We start from the raw sequence: 12,982 nt of genomic DNA, 5'->3' as shown, positions 1-12,982 counted from the left end.
CCGCACACGGACTTCGAGGCTGAGGTGTACGTGCTGTCGAAGGACGAGGGTGGCCGTCATACCCCGTTCTTCAAGGGCTACCGTCCGCAGTTCTACTTCCGCACCACCGACGTGACCGGCGCGATCCAGCTGCCGGAGGGCGTGGAGATGGTGATGCCGGGCGACAACATCAAGATGACGGTGACGCTGATCCACCCGATCGCGATGGACCAGGGCCTGCGCTTCGCGATTCGCGAAGGCGGCCGTACGGTCGGCGCCGGCGTGGTGGCCAAGGTCATCAAGTAAGTCCTGGCGGCGGGTCGGCATGCCGACCCGCCGCTTCGTTGAGGGGGATTCCGGCGTATTGACGCCTGGGTCTTCCCTTGCGAAAAATTTGTGGTTATACTTTGCAGCTCACTTGCCGGGCGAATCTGATTTCGACCGGCTCACCGCGAAATGAGGCGCAGGAAGTGCTTCGAGTTCGCAGGCCGTGGACGGCCATCGCATTCGGCATGATTCCGGGTTGATTCCCGTCGCCACGCCAAATTGCGCAGCAGGATTTGCGCCAGGCGAGCAGACCGATGCTCGCTTGGCGTTTTTCGGGTTGGGGTTTCGCCTCGGTGCAGCCCTGATGGTTCCAGAGAGCAGTGCGATGCGGTGAGAAGCCGCCTCGTTGCACATTCAAGTTCTTTTGATAACAGGACACGGTTTATGGCGAACCAGAAGATTCGCATTCGGCTCAAGGCGTTCGATCATCGTCTGATCGACCGTTCGGCCAGCGAGATCGTCGAGACGGCCAAGCGCACGGGCGCCACGGTGCTCGGCCCCATCCCGCTCCCGACCAAGATCGAGCGTTACACCATTCTGGTGTCGCCGCACGTCGACAAGGACGCACGCGACCAGTACGAGACCCGTACGCACAAGCGTGTGCTCGACATCGTCGATCCCAACGACAAGACCGTGGACGCGCTCATGAAGCTTGATCTCGCCGCTGGCGTCGATGTTCAGATCAAGCTCGGTTGAGCGATAGACAGGATACGAACATGAGTATCGGACTGGTAGGCCGCAAGTGCGGCATGAGCCGGCTCTTCACTGAAGACGGACGCTCGATTCCGGTGACGCTGATTGAAGCGACCCCGAACCGCGTCACCCAGCTGAAGACGGAAGACAACGATGGCTACAGCGCGGTGCAGGTCGCGGCGGGCGTGAAGCGCGCCAGCCTGCTGACGGCGCCGCTGAAGGGCCATTACGCCAAGGCCAAGGTTGAGCCGGGTCGTGGCCTGTGGGAGTTCCGCGTGTCCGCCGACGACCTCGGCAAGTACAGCGTGGGCGCGGAGATCAAGGCGGACGAGGTGTTCTCGGTCGGCCAGATCGTCGACGTCGCCGGCGTCTCGAAGGGCAAGGGCTTCCAGGGCACCATCAAGCGCCACAACTTCAAGATGGGCGACGCGACGCACGGTAACTCGCTGTCGCACCGCGCGCCGGGCTCGATCGGCCAGCGCCAGACGCCGGGCCGCGTGTTCCCGGGCAAGAAGATGTCGGGCCACATGGGTGCGGTGAACCGCACGCAGCAGGGTCTGGAAGTGGTCAAGGTCGACGCCGAGCGTCACCTGATCGCGGTGAAGGGCGCTGTCCCCGGTGCGACCGGCGGCGACGTCGTCATCCGTCCGACCACCAAGGGTTGAGGAGAGACGCCATGGAACTGAATGTCATTGGCGCCAAGCCGCTCAGCGTGTCGGACGAAGTGTTCGGCGGCGAGTTCAAGCAAGCCCTGATCCACCAGGTGGTGGTTGCGTACCAGGCCGGCGGTCGCGCCGGTACCAAGGCGCAGCTGTCGCGTGGTGAGCTGTCGGGTACCACTAAGAAGTTCAAGAAGCAGAAGGGTGGCGGCGCCCGTCACGGCGACTACCGTGCCCCGATCTTCGTGGGCGGTGGCGTGACCTTTGCCGCGAAGCCGCGCAGCTACGAGCAGAAGGTCAACCGCAAGGCCTACCGCGTCGCGATCCGCTCGATCCTTTCCGAGCTGAACCGTCAGGGTCGTCTGAAGGTGGTCGAGGGCTTCGGCGTCGACCAGCCCAAGACCAAGGCGATGATCGCCAAGCTCAAGGAGCTCGAGGTTTCCGGTCGCGTGCTGCTGGTCTCCGAGGATGCGAACGAGGCGCTGTACCTGGCCGCTCGCAACATCCCCTACCTGCACGTGCTGGACGTGATGGCGCTGAACCCGGTCAGCCTGGTCGGTTCCGACCATATCGTCATGACCGTCGACGCCGTGAAGAAGATCGAGGAGTGGCTGGCATGAGCAACGAACGCATTCTCGACACGCTGCGCGCGCCGCACATCTCCGAGAAGTCGGCTCGCGTCAGCGAGCACAATCAGTACGTTTTCGTGGTTGCCCCAACGGCGACCAAGGCCGATGTCCGCGAGGCGGTGGAGAAGATGTTCGACGTCAAGGTCGAGCAGGTGAACCTCGTCAACAGCAAGGGCAAGGCCAAGTCCTTCCGTTTCCGCGCCGGTAGCCGTCAGGGCAAGCGCAAGGCCTACGTGCGCCTCGCTGATGGCCAGACCATCGACGTGTCGGCCAAGGCCTGAGCCAGGAGTTCCTCGAGATGGCACTAATCAATCACAAGCCAACCTCGCCGGGTCGTCGTGACGCTGTCAGCGTCCGCACCGAGGGGCTGCACAAGGGCGCTCCCTATGCGCCGTTGACCGAAAGCCAGTCGAAGACGGGTGGTCGCAACCATTTCGGTCGCATCACCACGCGTCATCGCGGCGGCGGTCACAAGCAGGCTTACCGCATCATCGACTTCAAGCGCGACAAGGAAGGCATTGCCGCCAAGGTCGAGCGCATCGAATACGATCCGAACCGCACCGCGCACATCGCGCTGCTGTGCTACGCCGACGGCGAGCGCCGCTACATCATCGCGCCGAAGGGTGTGCAGGTGGGCGACCGTCTGCTGTCCGGCCACGACGCGCCGATCAAGGTCGGCAACTGCCTGCAGCTGCGCAGCATCCCGGTGGGTTCCACGATCCACTGCATCGAGATGAAGCCCGGCAAGGGCGCGCAGATCGCTCGTTCCGCCGGCGCCTCGGTGCAGCTGGTGGCCCGCGAGTCCGGCTACGCCACGCTGCGCCTGCGCTCCGGCGAAATGCGCCGCGTGCCGGTCGAATGCCGCGCCACCATCGGTGAAGTCGGCAACGGCGAGCACAGCCTGAAGAAGCTCGGCAAGGCCGGCGCCAAGCGCTGGAAGGGCATCCGTCCGACCGTTCGCGGCGTCGTCATGAACCCGGTCGACCATCCGCACGGCGGTGGTGAAGGCCGTACCTCCGGTGGCCGTCATCCGGTCAGCCCGTGGGGTACGCCGACCAAGGGTTACAAGACCCGCAACAACAAGCGCACGCAGCAGTTCATCGTGCGTCGTCGCAAGTAACAGGAACCCGACATGCCACGCTCTCTTAAGAAAGGTCCGTTCGTCGACCTTCACCTCGCCAAGAAGGTGGAAGCCGCGGTTTCCGCCAACAACAAGCGTCCGATCAAGACCTGGTCGCGCCGCTCGATGATCCTGCCCGAAATGGTGGGCCTGACCATCGCCATCCACAACGGCCGCCAGCACGTGCCGGTGCTCGTCAACGAGAACATGGTCGGGCATAAGCTCGGCGAGTTCGCGGTGACCCGCACCTTCAAGGGCCACGTCGGCGACAAGAAGGGCAAGTGATGAGCACCGAAGCCAAAGCGATCCTGCGCAGCGCCCGCATCTCGGCGCAGAAGGCACGCCTGGTGGCAGACCTGGTCCGCGGCATGCCCGTGGGCCGGGCCAGCGACGTGCTCCAGTTCACCAACAAGAAGGCCGCGCACATTGTCCGCAAGGTGCTGCTGTCGGCCGTCGCCAACGCCGAGAACAATCTCGGCGCCGATGTCGACGAGCTGAAGGTCTCGCGCATCTTCGTGGACGAAGGTCCGGCGATGAAGCGCATGTATGCCCGGGCCAAAGGCCGCGGTTCCCGCATCCTGAAGCGCACCAGCCACATCACCGTGGTCGTTGGCGAGTAAGAGGAAGAAGACGATGGGTCACAAAGTTCATCCCACCGGCATCCGCCTCGGCATCGCCAAGGACTGGAACGCCAAGTGGTACGCCAACAAGGGCGACTACGCGAAGTATCTCGTGGCGGACATCAAGGTCCGCGAGATGCTGAAGAAGAAGCTGGCTGCCGCCGGCATCTCGAAGATCCAGATCGAGCGTCCGGCCAAGACCGCGCGCGTGACGATCCACACCGCCCGTCCGGGCGTGGTGATCGGCAAGAAGGGCGAGGATATCGAGAAGCTGCGCAAGGAAGTCAGCGACCTGATGGGCGTCCCGACGCACATCAACGTCAATGAAGTGCGCAAGCCCGAGCTGGACGCCCAGCTGGTGGCCGAGTCGATCGCGCAGCAGCTCGAGCGCCGCATCATGTTCCGCCGCGCGATGAAGCGCTCGGTCGGCAATGCGATGCGCCTGGGCGCGCTGGGCATCAAGATCAACGTGTCCGGCCGTCTGAACGGCGCCGAGATCGCCCGCTCCGAGTGGGCCCGCGAAGGTCGTGTGCCGCTGCACACTCTGCGTGCGGACATCGACTACGGCACCGCCGAGGCGAAGACCCAGTACGGCATCATCGGCATCAAGGTGTGGGTCTACAAGGGCGAGATCTTCGACGTGACCCAGATCGGCCAGGAGCCGAAGGACGAGTCCCCGGCGCCGTCGTCGCGCCGCGAGGGTGGCGAAGGCCGTCGTGACCGCGAACCGCGTCGTGATCGTGATGGCGAAGGCCGTCGCGAGCGCTCGGCGAAGTAAGGAGAGTTGCCATGTTGCAACCCAAGCGAACCAAATACCGCAAGCAGTTCAAGGGCCGTAACGACGGTCTGGCGCAATGCGCCAACCTCGTCAGCTTCGGCGAATTCGGCCTGAAGGCGACCACCCATGGCGCGCTGACCGCGCGCCAGATCGAGGCTGGCCGCCGTTGCATCACCCGCTTCGTGAAGCGTGGCGGCAAGCTGTGGATCCGCGTGTTCCCGGACAAGCCGATCACCAAGAAGCCGATCGAAGTGCGTATGGGCGCCGGCAAGGGTGGCGTGGAGTTCTGGGTCGCCCCGATCCAGCCCGGCCGCATGCTTTATGAAATCGAGGGCATCGACGAGGTTTCGGCACGCGAGGCGTTCCGCCTGGCCGCCGCCAAGCTCTCGGTGCAGACCCAGTTCGTGACCCGGGCGGTGATGTGATATGGCCATCAAAGATCTGACCACCAAGTCGGCCGAAGAGCTCAATCAGCACCTGCTGGACCTGCGCAAGGAACAGTTCAATCTGCGCATGCAGAAGGGTGCCGGCCAGCTCAATCAGCCGCATCAGCTGCGCCGCGTCCGGCGCGACATCGCCCGCACGAAGTTCGTGCTCGGCGGCAAGAAGTAAGGGACCGCCGATATGAGCGACAACCAGAAGCAGGCGCGTACCCTCGAAGGTCGCGTCATCAGCAACAAGATGGACAAGACGGTCACCGTCCTGATCGAGCGCCAGGTGCAGCACGGCCTGCTGGGCAAGATCGTGCGCCGGTCGACCAAGCTGCACGCGCAGGACGACCTCGGCGCGAACGAGGGCGACCTCGTGCGCATCGCCGAATGCCGTCCGCTGTCCAAGACCAAGCATCACCGCGTGGTCGAAATCGTCACCCGCGCGGTCGTCTAAGAGGAGGGTGCAGACATGATCCAGATGCAAAGCACGCTCTCCGCGGCGGACAACAGCGGTGCCAAGGAACTGATGTGCATCAAGGTGCTCGGCGGCTCCAAGCGCCGTTACGCCGCGATCGGTGACGTGATCAAGGTCACCGTGAAGGATGCCATTCCGCGCGGCAAGGTGAAGAAGGGCGAGGTGTACAACGCCGTGGTGGTGCGTACCGCCAAGGGTGTGCGTCGTCCCGATGGCTCGCTGATCCGTTTCGACGGCAATGCAGCGGTGCTCCTCAACAACAAGCTCGAGCCGATCGGCACCCGTATTTTCGGGCCGGTCACCCGCGAGCTGCGCAGCGAGAAGTTCATGAAGATCGTCTCGCTCGCGCCCGAAGTGCTCTGAGCGAGGTCCTGAACATGAACCGTATCCGCAAGGGTGATCAGGTCCTCGTGATCACCGGCAAAAACAAGGGTCAGCGCGGCGAAGTGCTGCGCGTGGAAGGCGAGCGCGTGTTCGTCTCCAACGTGAACCTGATCAAGCGCCATACCAAGCCGAATCCGCAGGCCAACCAGGCCGGCGGCATCGTCGAACGCGAGGCCTCGATCCATCTCTCCAATGTGCAGCTGTTCAACCCCGCCACGAACAAGGGTGAACGCGTTGGCACCAAGACGCTCAATGATGGGCGCAAGGTCCGCGTGTTCCGTTCGAGTGGCGAGGTCGTGGACGCGTAAGGATTAATGACATGACGCGCCTTGAGACGTTTTACAAAGAGCAGGTAGTGCCGAAGCTCACCGAGAAGTTCGGCTACCAGAACGTGATGCAGGTTCCCCGCATCACCAAGATCACGCTGAACATGGGCGTGGGCGAAGCCGCGGGCAACAAGAAGATCCTCGAGAACGCCGTGGCCGACATGGCGAAGATCTCGGGCCAGAAGCCGATCACGACCAAGGCGCGCGTTTCCGTGGCCTCGTTCAAGATCCGCGACGGCTGGCCGATCGGCTGCAAGGTCACCCTGCGCCGCGCCCAGATGTTCGAGTTCCTGGACCGCCTGATCAACATCTCGCTGCCCCGTACCCGCGACTTCCGCGGCGTGTCGGGCCGCGCCTTCGACGGCCGTGGCAACTTCAACTTCGGCGTGAAGGAACAGATCATCTTCCCGGAAATCGACTTCGACGCCGTCGATGCGATGCGTGGCATGGACATCGCGATCACCACGACCGCGAAGACCGACGCCGAGGCCAAGGCGCTGCTGGAAGCCTTCAGCTTCCCCTTCCGCAATTAAGCGCGCTGTAACTGATAGACGCGAGAGAATAGATATGGCAAAGACCTCGATGGTCAACCGCGACATCAAGCGGACCAAGCTCGTCAAGAAGTACGCCGCCAAGCGCGCCGAACTGAAGGCGATCGTGCTGAGCACCACCGCCTCCTACGAGGAGAAGATGGATGCGCAGGGCAAGCTGCAGAAGCTGCCGCGCGACGCCAGCCCGATCCGTCAGCGCACCCGTTGCGCCCTGACCGGTCGTCCGCGCGCCGTGTACGCCAAGTTCAACCTCGGCCGCAACAAGCTCCGCGAAGCCACCATGCGTGGTGACGTGCCGGGCCTGCGCAAGGCCAGCTGGTAAGACCCAAACTGGGGCAGGGCGGACGATTCCGCCCGACCCGATGCGGCGGCAGGCCTGCAAGGCTGCCGCCGTCGGCGCAATTCCCGCGCCGATATTCGCAAAGCCGGAAAAAGCTGCTATAGTCGTCGGTCTGCGCAACGCAGGCTGCCGCCTTGTCGGCATCACAATCTAGAAGATTTCCGGTTTTATCGGATATCGGTGCACTCTGAAGGATGTTTTCATGAGCATGACTGATCCCATCGCCGACATGTTTACGCGTGTCCGCAATGCCCAGCTGATGGGCAAGCAGACGGTGAGCATGCCGTCGTCGAAGCTGAAGGTGGCCATCGCCAACCTTCTCAAGAACGAAGGCTACGTTCTCGACGTGCAGACCGCCCAGGCGGAAGGCAAGCCCGTTCTCGAAATCCGCTTGAAGTATTTCGAAGGCCGTCCGGCCATCGACTCCATTTCCCGCGTCAGCCGTTCCGGCCTGCGCATCTACCGCGGCAAGGATGAATTGCCGAAGGTGCTCGGTGGTCTGGGCATCTCGATCATCTCGACGTCCGCCGGTCTGCTGACCGACGCGCAGGCCCGTGCCAAGGGTCTGGGCGGCGAAGTCATCGGCCAGGTCGCTTAAGGAGCCGACGATGTCACGTGTTGCCAAGAAGACGATCAACCTGCCGAAGGGCGTGGAGCTGAAGGCTGCGGCCGACGGCGTTTCCGTGAAGGGCCCGAAGGGGACCCTGTCCATCCACGCGCTGCCCGGCGTTTCGATCAAGGTGGACGGCGAAGCCGTCAACATCCAGTTGGCCGAAGGCGCCGACGACAAGTTCGGCGGTACGGCGCGTGCGCTGCTGGCGAACATGGTCAAGGGCGTGTCCGAAGGTTACGAGCGCAAGCTGGAACTGGTCGGCGTGGGTTACCGCGCGTCCATGGCCGGCAAGGCGCTCAACCTGAGCCTGGGCTTCTCGCACCCGGTGGTGTTCGAGGCTCCGGCGGGCATCACCCTGGAAACCCCCACGCAGACGGAAATCCTCATCAAGGGTGCCGACAAGCAGGTGGTGGGCCAGGTAGCCGCCAAGATCCGCGCCTTCCGTTCGCCGGAGCCCTACAAGGGCAAGGGCGTGCGCTATGCCGGCGAGAAGATCACCCTGAAGGAAGCCAAGAAGGCGTAAGTGAGTTAACCGCTCACACAAGCCGATCCGCTTTCGAGGAACAGACAGATGAACAAGAACGAATCCCGCCTGCGCCGTGCCAAGTCCACGCGCGCGCACATCCGCAAGCTGGGCGTAGCTCGCCTGTCGGTGCATCGCACCGGCCAGCATCTTTACGCCCAGGTGTTCGACGCCTCCGGCGACAACGTGGTGGCCGCTGCCTCCACCGTGCAGAAGTCGGTCGCCGAGGGCCTGAAGGGCACCAAGAACCTGACCGCCGCCGCTGCAGTGGGCAAGGCTGTCGCCGAGCGCGCGCTCGCTGCCGGCGTGGAGTCGGTGGCGTTCGACCGCTCCGGCTTCCGCTTCCACGGCCGCATCAAGGCGTTGGCTGACGCTGCCCGCGAAGCTGGCCTGAAGTTCTGATTGAAGAGCCCGGCCAGGACGGCCGGGCAGCTTTCGCGGCATGGATGCCGTGTCGTGAATCGACCAAAACAACTCCAAGCGGCCCAGCCGCAAGCAAAAGTCCCGGATGATCCGGGCATACGGAAAAGACTATGTCTTCGACTGATCGTGAAAATTCAGACGGCCTGCTCGAGAAGCTGATTGCCGTGAACCGCGTGGCCAAGACCGTCAAGGGTGGCCGCCAGATGAGCTTCACCGCGCTGACCGTGGTCGGCGACGGCGAGGGCAAGGTTGGCTTCGGCTATGGCAAGGCGCGCGAAGTGCCGGTCGCCATCTCCAAGGCCATGGAGCGCGCCCGCCGCAACATGGTGAACATCGACCTGAACAACGGCACCCTGTGGTACGCCATCAAGGCCAACCACGGTGCGGCCCGCGTCTACATGCAGCCGGCCTCCGAAGGTACCGGCGTGATCGCCGGCGGTGCCATGCGCGCCGTGCTGGAAGTGGTCGGCGTGAAGAACGTGCTGGCCAAGGCCGTCGGTTCGCGCAACCCGATCAACCTGGTGCGCGCCACCATCAAGGGCCTCCAGGCTGTCGCTTCGCCGAAGCAGATCGCCGCCAAGCGTGGCAAGACCGTGGAAGAGGTGCTGGGCAATGGCTAAGAAGAACGAAACCGCCGGCACCGTGCGCGTGCGCTTGGTGAAGGGCCTGCGCGGCGTGCAGGCGCGGCATCGCCTCAGCGTCAAGGCGCTGGGCCTGAACAAGACCAACGACGTCCGCGAGCTGAAGGACAGCCCGCAGGTGCGCGGTCTGATCAACACGGTCTACTACCTGGTTCAGGTGGAGGAATAATCATGCGTCTCAACGACATCAAGCCCGCCGCCGGTTCGCGCAAGACGCGTCTGCGCGTGGGTCGTGGTATCGGCTCGGGCCTCGGCAAGACGGCCGGCCGCGGTCACAAGGGTCAGCACGCCCGCGCCGGCGGCACCCACAAGTACGGCTTCGAGGGCGGCCAGATGCCGCTGCAGCGTCGCCTGCCCAAGGTCGGCTTCCGCTCCAAGCTGAAGGCCGAGAGCCAGCAGGTGTTCCTGTACCAGCTCGCCAGCCTCAAGGCCGACGTGATCGACGCGATCGAGCTGCACAAGGCTGGCCTAATCGACAGCCGCGCCAAGAAGGTCAAAGTGGTGCTGAAGGGCGAAATCGGTCGTGCAGTGAAGCTGTCGGGCCTGCTGGCCACGGCTGGTGCCAAGGCTGCCATCGAGGCAGCCGGCGGCAGCGTGGAGTAATCGCGTGGCCCAGGCCAACGGCAGCGCACTCGGCAAGCTCGGCAAGCTGACCGAACTCCGTCAGCGCATCTTCTTCGTGATCGGTGCGCTGCTGGTGTTCCGCCTCGGCTCGTTCATTCCCGTGCCGGGCGTGAATCCCGACGCGATGACCAACCTGGTCAACGGCAACGGCCTGATGGACATGTTCAACATGTTCTCGGGCGGTGCGCTGGCGCGCTTCTCGGTGTTCGCGCTGGGTGTGGTCCCGTACATCTCGGCGTCCATCGTGATCCAGATGATGGGCTCGGTGGTCCCGAGCCTGCAGGCGCTGCGCAAGGAAGGCGAGTCTGGCAAGCGCCGGATGACGATGTACACCCGCATCGGCACCGTGGGCCTGGCGCTGTTCCAGTCCTTCGGCATCGCGGTGGCGCTGCAGAAGCAGGTCGCGGCGGGCGGTGCGCCGGTGGTCTACACCCCGGGCTTCGGCTTTGTGCTCGCTTCGGTGGTGGGCCTGACGGCCGGCACCATGTTCCTGATGTGGCTGGGCGAGCAGATGACCGAGCGCGGCATCGGCAACGGCATTTCGCTGCTGATCTTCGCGGGTATCGTCGCAGGCCTGCCGGGCGCGGTGGTGCATACCCTGGGCATGTCCAGCAATGGCGAGCTCTCGGTGCTGATGCTGTTGGTGGTGTTTGCGATCGTGCTCGGCGTCACGGCGTTCTGCGTGTTCATGGAGCGCGCGCAACGAAAGATCACGATCAACTATGCGCGCCGCTCCGGTGGCCAGCGCGGTTACCAGAACCAGAGCTCCAGCCTGCCGCTGAAGATCAACATGTCGGGCGTGATTCCGCCGATCTTCGCGTCCAGCCTGCTGATGTTCCCGGCGACGGCCGTGAGCTGGTTCGGCGCCGGCCATCAGTCGCGCTGGCTGCAGGACCTGACCCAGGCGCTGAGCCCGGGCGAGCCGCTGTGGGCCATCGTCTATGCGGTGCTGGTGATCGGTTTTGCGTTCTTCTACACCGCCATCGTGTTCAACTCGGAAGAGACGGCGGACAACCTGAAGCGCTCCGGCGCGCTGATCCCGGGCATCCGTCCGGGCCGCGCCACGGCCGGCTACATCGACGGCGTGATCACCCGCCTGACCGGTGTGGGCGCGCTGTACCTGGTGCTGGTCTGTCTGGTGCCGTCGTTCATGCAGAAGTTCTGGCATGTGCCGTTCTACTTCGGTGGCACGTCGCTGCTGATCGTGGTGGTCGTGGTGATGGACTTCACCTCGCAGGTGCAGGCGCACCTGGTCAGCCACCAGTACGAAAGTTTGCTCAAGAAGGCCAATCTCCGTCGCAACTAGTGGCTGCTGGACGCGGGAGAAGGGTCGAAAACCCGGAGGGTCAGGCGGCGTTGAGCGCCGCAGGGCTTTCCTGACAAGTTGATTCAAGATAGAATTGCGCGTTTACCGCGCACGAAAGCACTCGGAGAAAGCACATCATGGCGCGCATCGCAGGTGTCAATTTGCCGGTCCAGAAGCATGTCTGGGTTGGTCTGCAGAGCATTTATGGCATTGGCCGCAGCCGGGCCAAGAAGGTCTGCGTGGACGCTGGCGTGGTTCCGACCACCCAGATCAAGTCGCTCAGTGAAGGCGAAGTGGAAAAGCTTCGCGCGGAAATCGCCAAGTACGTCGTGGAAGGCGATCTGCGCCGCGAAGTGGGCATGGCCATCAAGCGCCTGATGGATCTGGGCTGCTATCGCGGCCTGCGCCATCGTCGCGGCCTGCCGGTGCGCGGCCAGCGCACGCGTACCAACGCACGCACCCGCAAGGGTCCGCGTCGCGCCATCAAGAAGTAACGGATCGAGAATATGGCCAAGCCTGTCAAGACCAAGAAGAAGATCAAGCGCGTTGTCACGGATGCCGTGGCCCACGTGCAGGCCTCCTTCAACAACACCATCGTCACCATCACCGATCGCCAGGGCAACGCCCTGTCGTGGGCGACTGCCGGCGGCGCGGGTTTCCGCGGTTCGCGCAAGTCGACCCCGTTCGCTGCCCAGGTCGCCGCCGAGAAGGCTGGTCGTGCCGCCGGCGACTACGGCGTGAAGACCGTGGAAGTGCGCATCAAGGGCCCGGGCCCGGGTCGTGAGTCGGCCGTGCGTTCGCTGAACGCCTTGGGTTACAAGGTGCTCAACATCATCGACGTCACGCCGATTCCGCACAACGGCTGCCGTCCCCCCAAGAAGCGTCGAGTCTAAGGAGCACAACCATGGCACGTTATCGTGGAGCTACCTGCAAGCTCGCCCGCCGCGAAGGCGCCGACCTGAGCCTCAAGAGCCCGGCACGCGCGATCGACTCCAAGTGCAAGCTGGAGAACAAGCCCGGCCAGCACGGCGCCAACAAGCGCATGCGCATGTCCGACTACGCCGTCCAGCTGCGCGAGAAGCAGAAGGTCAAGCGCATCTACGGTGTGCTCGAGCGCCAGTTCGGCAACTACTACACCAAGGCTTCGACCCTCAAGGGCAACACCGGCGAGAACCTGCTGCGCCTGCTCGAGAGCCGTCTGGACAACGTCGTCTACCGCATGGGTTTCGCGGTCACCCGCGCCCAGGCCCGCCAGCTGGTTTCGCACAAGGCGGTGCTGGTCAACGGCAAGAAGGTCAACATCCCGTCCTACCAGGTCAAGCCCGGCGACGCGATTGCGCTGACCGAGCGCGCCCGCGCCCAGCTGCGCGTGCAGGAAGCGGCGACCGTGTTCGACACCATGGACCTGCGTCCGGGTTGGGTCGAAGTCGACAGCAAGAAGTTCGAAGGCACGTTCAAGGCGGTGCCGGATCGCGGCGATCTGCCGTCCGACATCAACGAAGCCCTGATCGTCGAACTTTACTCGAAGTAATCACCGGAG

General features: G+C 64.0%; 25 protein-coding genes and 1 pseudogene. All 26 read left to right on the top strand.

Annotated elements, in window-relative coordinates; genetic code table 11:
- Positions 1-285 (top strand): annotated as a pseudogene (tuf, locus tag IHE46_RS10595) (elongation factor Tu); the annotation flags it as partial.
- A gap of 405 nt (positions 286-690) precedes the next feature.
- The gene (gene rpsJ, locus IHE46_RS10590) at positions 691-1,002 is read left to right on the top strand and encodes a 30S ribosomal protein S10 (protein WP_014402136.1); all 312 of its coding nucleotides are present in this window, start codon (positions 691-693) and stop codon (positions 1,000-1,002) included.
- A gap of 20 nt (positions 1,003-1,022) precedes the next feature.
- A complete protein-coding gene (gene rplC / locus IHE46_RS10585) occupies positions 1,023-1,664 on the top strand; it encodes a 50S ribosomal protein L3 (protein ID WP_192164578.1) in 642 nt (213 codons plus the stop codon).
- A gap of 11 nt (positions 1,665-1,675) precedes the next feature.
- Complete coding sequence (rplD, locus tag IHE46_RS10580) at positions 1,676-2,278, top strand: 50S ribosomal protein L4 (protein ID WP_192164577.1); 603 nt, start codon at positions 1,676-1,678, stop codon at positions 2,276-2,278.
- A complete protein-coding gene (gene rplW / locus IHE46_RS10575) occupies positions 2,275-2,568 on the top strand; it encodes a 50S ribosomal protein L23 (RefSeq protein ID WP_192164576.1) in 294 nt (97 codons plus the stop codon). The genes rplD and rplW overlap by 4 nt, the downstream gene beginning before the upstream one ends.
- 17 nt (positions 2,569-2,585) lie before the next feature.
- On the top strand, positions 2,586-3,407 hold the full coding sequence (gene rplB / locus IHE46_RS10570) for a 50S ribosomal protein L2 (protein ID WP_192164575.1): 822 nt from the start codon (positions 2,586-2,588) through the stop codon (positions 3,405-3,407).
- 12 nt (positions 3,408-3,419) lie between these two features.
- Entirely contained in the window at positions 3,420-3,692 is a 273-nt protein-coding gene (gene rpsS, locus IHE46_RS10565) for a 30S ribosomal protein S19 (RefSeq protein ID WP_077481308.1), read from the top strand.
- On the top strand, positions 3,692-4,027 hold the full coding sequence (rplV, locus tag IHE46_RS10560; protein ID WP_192157051.1) for a 50S ribosomal protein L22: 336 nt from the start codon (positions 3,692-3,694) through the stop codon (positions 4,025-4,027). The genes rpsS and rplV overlap by 1 nt, the downstream gene beginning before the upstream one ends.
- 13 nt (positions 4,028-4,040) lie before the next feature.
- Positions 4,041-4,805 carry a 30S ribosomal protein S3 gene (gene rpsC, locus IHE46_RS10555; protein ID WP_192164574.1) on the top strand — a complete coding sequence of 255 codons (765 nt, stop codon included), beginning with the start codon at positions 4,041-4,043 and terminating at the stop codon, positions 4,803-4,805.
- 11 nt (positions 4,806-4,816) lie between these two features.
- The gene (rplP, locus tag IHE46_RS10550; RefSeq protein WP_181300984.1) at positions 4,817-5,230 is read left to right on the top strand and encodes a 50S ribosomal protein L16; all 414 of its coding nucleotides are present in this window, start codon (positions 4,817-4,819) and stop codon (positions 5,228-5,230) included.
- A 1-nt stretch (position 5,231) separates the two neighbouring features.
- Positions 5,232-5,417 (top strand): 50S ribosomal protein L29, encoded by a 186-nt coding sequence (rpmC, locus tag IHE46_RS10545; RefSeq protein ID WP_192105763.1) that lies wholly within the window; start codon positions 5,232-5,234, stop codon positions 5,415-5,417.
- 12 nt (positions 5,418-5,429) lie between these two features.
- Complete coding sequence (gene rpsQ / locus IHE46_RS10540) at positions 5,430-5,690, top strand: 30S ribosomal protein S17 (protein ID WP_192164573.1); 261 nt, start codon at positions 5,430-5,432, stop codon at positions 5,688-5,690.
- Positions 5,691-5,705: 15 nt separating this feature from the next.
- Complete coding sequence (gene rplN / locus IHE46_RS10535; protein WP_007513359.1) at positions 5,706-6,074, top strand: 50S ribosomal protein L14; 369 nt, start codon at positions 5,706-5,708, stop codon at positions 6,072-6,074.
- A gap of 14 nt (positions 6,075-6,088) precedes the next feature.
- Positions 6,089-6,403 carry a 50S ribosomal protein L24 gene (gene rplX, locus IHE46_RS10530; protein ID WP_192164572.1) on the top strand — a complete coding sequence of 105 codons (315 nt, stop codon included), beginning with the start codon at positions 6,089-6,091 and terminating at the stop codon, positions 6,401-6,403.
- Between the two features lie 11 nt (positions 6,404-6,414).
- Complete coding sequence (gene rplE / locus IHE46_RS10525; protein ID WP_192164571.1) at positions 6,415-6,954, top strand: 50S ribosomal protein L5; 540 nt, start codon at positions 6,415-6,417, stop codon at positions 6,952-6,954.
- Between the two features lie 34 nt (positions 6,955-6,988).
- A complete protein-coding gene (gene rpsN / locus IHE46_RS10520; protein WP_192164570.1) occupies positions 6,989-7,294 on the top strand; it encodes a 30S ribosomal protein S14 in 306 nt (101 codons plus the stop codon).
- Between the two features lie 220 nt (positions 7,295-7,514).
- Entirely contained in the window at positions 7,515-7,910 is a 396-nt protein-coding gene (gene rpsH / locus IHE46_RS10515; protein ID WP_192164569.1) for a 30S ribosomal protein S8, read from the top strand.
- Positions 7,911-7,920: 10 nt separating this feature from the next.
- On the top strand, positions 7,921-8,448 hold the full coding sequence (gene rplF / locus IHE46_RS10510; protein ID WP_192164568.1) for a 50S ribosomal protein L6: 528 nt from the start codon (positions 7,921-7,923) through the stop codon (positions 8,446-8,448).
- Positions 8,449-8,496: 48 nt separating this feature from the next.
- Positions 8,497-8,850, top strand: a complete 354-nt coding sequence (rplR, locus tag IHE46_RS10505) for a 50S ribosomal protein L18 (RefSeq protein WP_192164567.1) — start codon at positions 8,497-8,499, stop codon at positions 8,848-8,850.
- Between the two features lie 131 nt (positions 8,851-8,981).
- The gene (rpsE, locus tag IHE46_RS10500; protein ID WP_192157037.1) at positions 8,982-9,491 is read left to right on the top strand and encodes a 30S ribosomal protein S5; all 510 of its coding nucleotides are present in this window, start codon (positions 8,982-8,984) and stop codon (positions 9,489-9,491) included.
- A complete protein-coding gene (gene rpmD / locus IHE46_RS10495) occupies positions 9,484-9,681 on the top strand; it encodes a 50S ribosomal protein L30 (protein ID WP_181301009.1) in 198 nt (65 codons plus the stop codon). Before rpsE ends, rpmD begins: the two co-directional genes overlap by 8 nt.
- Entirely contained in the window at positions 9,678-10,115 is a 438-nt protein-coding gene (gene rplO, locus IHE46_RS10490) for a 50S ribosomal protein L15 (protein ID WP_192164620.1), read from the top strand. The genes rpmD and rplO overlap by 4 nt, the downstream gene beginning before the upstream one ends.
- A 4-nt stretch (positions 10,116-10,119) precedes the next feature.
- Complete coding sequence (secY, locus tag IHE46_RS10485; RefSeq protein WP_192164566.1) at positions 10,120-11,442, top strand: preprotein translocase subunit SecY; 1,323 nt, start codon at positions 10,120-10,122, stop codon at positions 11,440-11,442.
- Between the two features lie 137 nt (positions 11,443-11,579).
- Positions 11,580-11,936, top strand: a complete 357-nt coding sequence (rpsM, locus tag IHE46_RS10480; RefSeq protein ID WP_192105753.1) for a 30S ribosomal protein S13 — start codon at positions 11,580-11,582, stop codon at positions 11,934-11,936.
- 12 nt (positions 11,937-11,948) lie between these two features.
- Positions 11,949-12,335 (top strand): 30S ribosomal protein S11, encoded by a 387-nt coding sequence (rpsK, locus tag IHE46_RS10475; protein ID WP_007513384.1) that lies wholly within the window; start codon positions 11,949-11,951, stop codon positions 12,333-12,335.
- A gap of 11 nt (positions 12,336-12,346) precedes the next feature.
- Complete coding sequence (rpsD, locus tag IHE46_RS10470) at positions 12,347-12,973, top strand: 30S ribosomal protein S4 (protein WP_192164565.1); 627 nt, start codon at positions 12,347-12,349, stop codon at positions 12,971-12,973.
- Positions 12,974-12,982: the final 9 nt, after the last annotated feature.

Source organism: Rhodanobacter sp. DHG33, assembly GCF_014843005.1.
Taxonomy (GTDB): domain Bacteria; phylum Pseudomonadota; class Gammaproteobacteria; order Xanthomonadales; family Rhodanobacteraceae; genus Rhodanobacter_A.
The sequence above is the reverse complement of the archived record's forward strand: the minus strand, read 5'-3'. Positions and strand labels throughout refer to the sequence as shown.

Excerpts from the sequence above, each read along its gene's own strand:
- rpsN (WP_192164570.1), top strand. The coding sequence starts at position 6,989 with ATGGCAAAGACCTCGATGGTCAACCGCGACATCAAGCGGACCAAGCTC.
- rplR (WP_192164567.1), top strand. The coding sequence starts at position 8,497 with ATGAACAAGAACGAATCCCGCCTGCGCCGTGCCAAGTCCACGCGCGCG.
- rpsJ (WP_014402136.1), top strand. The coding sequence starts at position 691 with ATGGCGAACCAGAAGATTCGCATTCGGCTCAAGGCGTTCGATCATCGT.
- rpsC (WP_192164574.1), top strand. The coding sequence starts at position 4,041 with ATGGGTCACAAAGTTCATCCCACCGGCATCCGCCTCGGCATCGCCAAG.
- rpmC (WP_192105763.1), top strand. The coding sequence starts at position 5,232 with ATGGCCATCAAAGATCTGACCACCAAGTCGGCCGAAGAGCTCAATCAG.
- rplE (WP_192164571.1), top strand. The coding sequence starts at position 6,415 with ATGACGCGCCTTGAGACGTTTTACAAAGAGCAGGTAGTGCCGAAGCTC.
- rplC (WP_192164578.1), top strand. The coding sequence starts at position 1,023 with ATGAGTATCGGACTGGTAGGCCGCAAGTGCGGCATGAGCCGGCTCTTC.
- rpsQ (WP_192164573.1), top strand. The coding sequence starts at position 5,430 with ATGAGCGACAACCAGAAGCAGGCGCGTACCCTCGAAGGTCGCGTCATC.
- rplD (WP_192164577.1), top strand. The coding sequence starts at position 1,676 with ATGGAACTGAATGTCATTGGCGCCAAGCCGCTCAGCGTGTCGGACGAA.
- rplX (WP_192164572.1), top strand. The coding sequence starts at position 6,089 with ATGAACCGTATCCGCAAGGGTGATCAGGTCCTCGTGATCACCGGCAAA.
- rpsD (WP_192164565.1), top strand. The coding sequence starts at position 12,347 with ATGGCACGTTATCGTGGAGCTACCTGCAAGCTCGCCCGCCGCGAAGGC.
- rplF (WP_192164568.1), top strand. The coding sequence starts at position 7,921 with ATGTCACGTGTTGCCAAGAAGACGATCAACCTGCCGAAGGGCGTGGAG.
- rplB (WP_192164575.1), top strand. The coding sequence starts at position 2,586 with ATGGCACTAATCAATCACAAGCCAACCTCGCCGGGTCGTCGTGACGCT.
- rplN (WP_007513359.1), top strand. The coding sequence starts at position 5,706 with ATGATCCAGATGCAAAGCACGCTCTCCGCGGCGGACAACAGCGGTGCC.
- rpsK (WP_007513384.1), top strand. The coding sequence starts at position 11,949 with ATGGCCAAGCCTGTCAAGACCAAGAAGAAGATCAAGCGCGTTGTCACG.
- rpsM (WP_192105753.1), top strand. The coding sequence starts at position 11,580 with ATGGCGCGCATCGCAGGTGTCAATTTGCCGGTCCAGAAGCATGTCTGG.
- rplP (WP_181300984.1), top strand. The coding sequence starts at position 4,817 with ATGTTGCAACCCAAGCGAACCAAATACCGCAAGCAGTTCAAGGGCCGT.
- rpsH (WP_192164569.1), top strand. The coding sequence starts at position 7,515 with ATGAGCATGACTGATCCCATCGCCGACATGTTTACGCGTGTCCGCAAT.
- rpsS (WP_077481308.1), top strand. The coding sequence starts at position 3,420 with ATGCCACGCTCTCTTAAGAAAGGTCCGTTCGTCGACCTTCACCTCGCC.
- rplW (WP_192164576.1), top strand. The coding sequence starts at position 2,275 with ATGAGCAACGAACGCATTCTCGACACGCTGCGCGCGCCGCACATCTCC.
- rpmD (WP_181301009.1), top strand. The coding sequence starts at position 9,484 with ATGGCTAAGAAGAACGAAACCGCCGGCACCGTGCGCGTGCGCTTGGTG.
- rpsE (WP_192157037.1), top strand. The coding sequence starts at position 8,982 with ATGTCTTCGACTGATCGTGAAAATTCAGACGGCCTGCTCGAGAAGCTG.
- rplV (WP_192157051.1), top strand. The coding sequence starts at position 3,692 with ATGAGCACCGAAGCCAAAGCGATCCTGCGCAGCGCCCGCATCTCGGCG.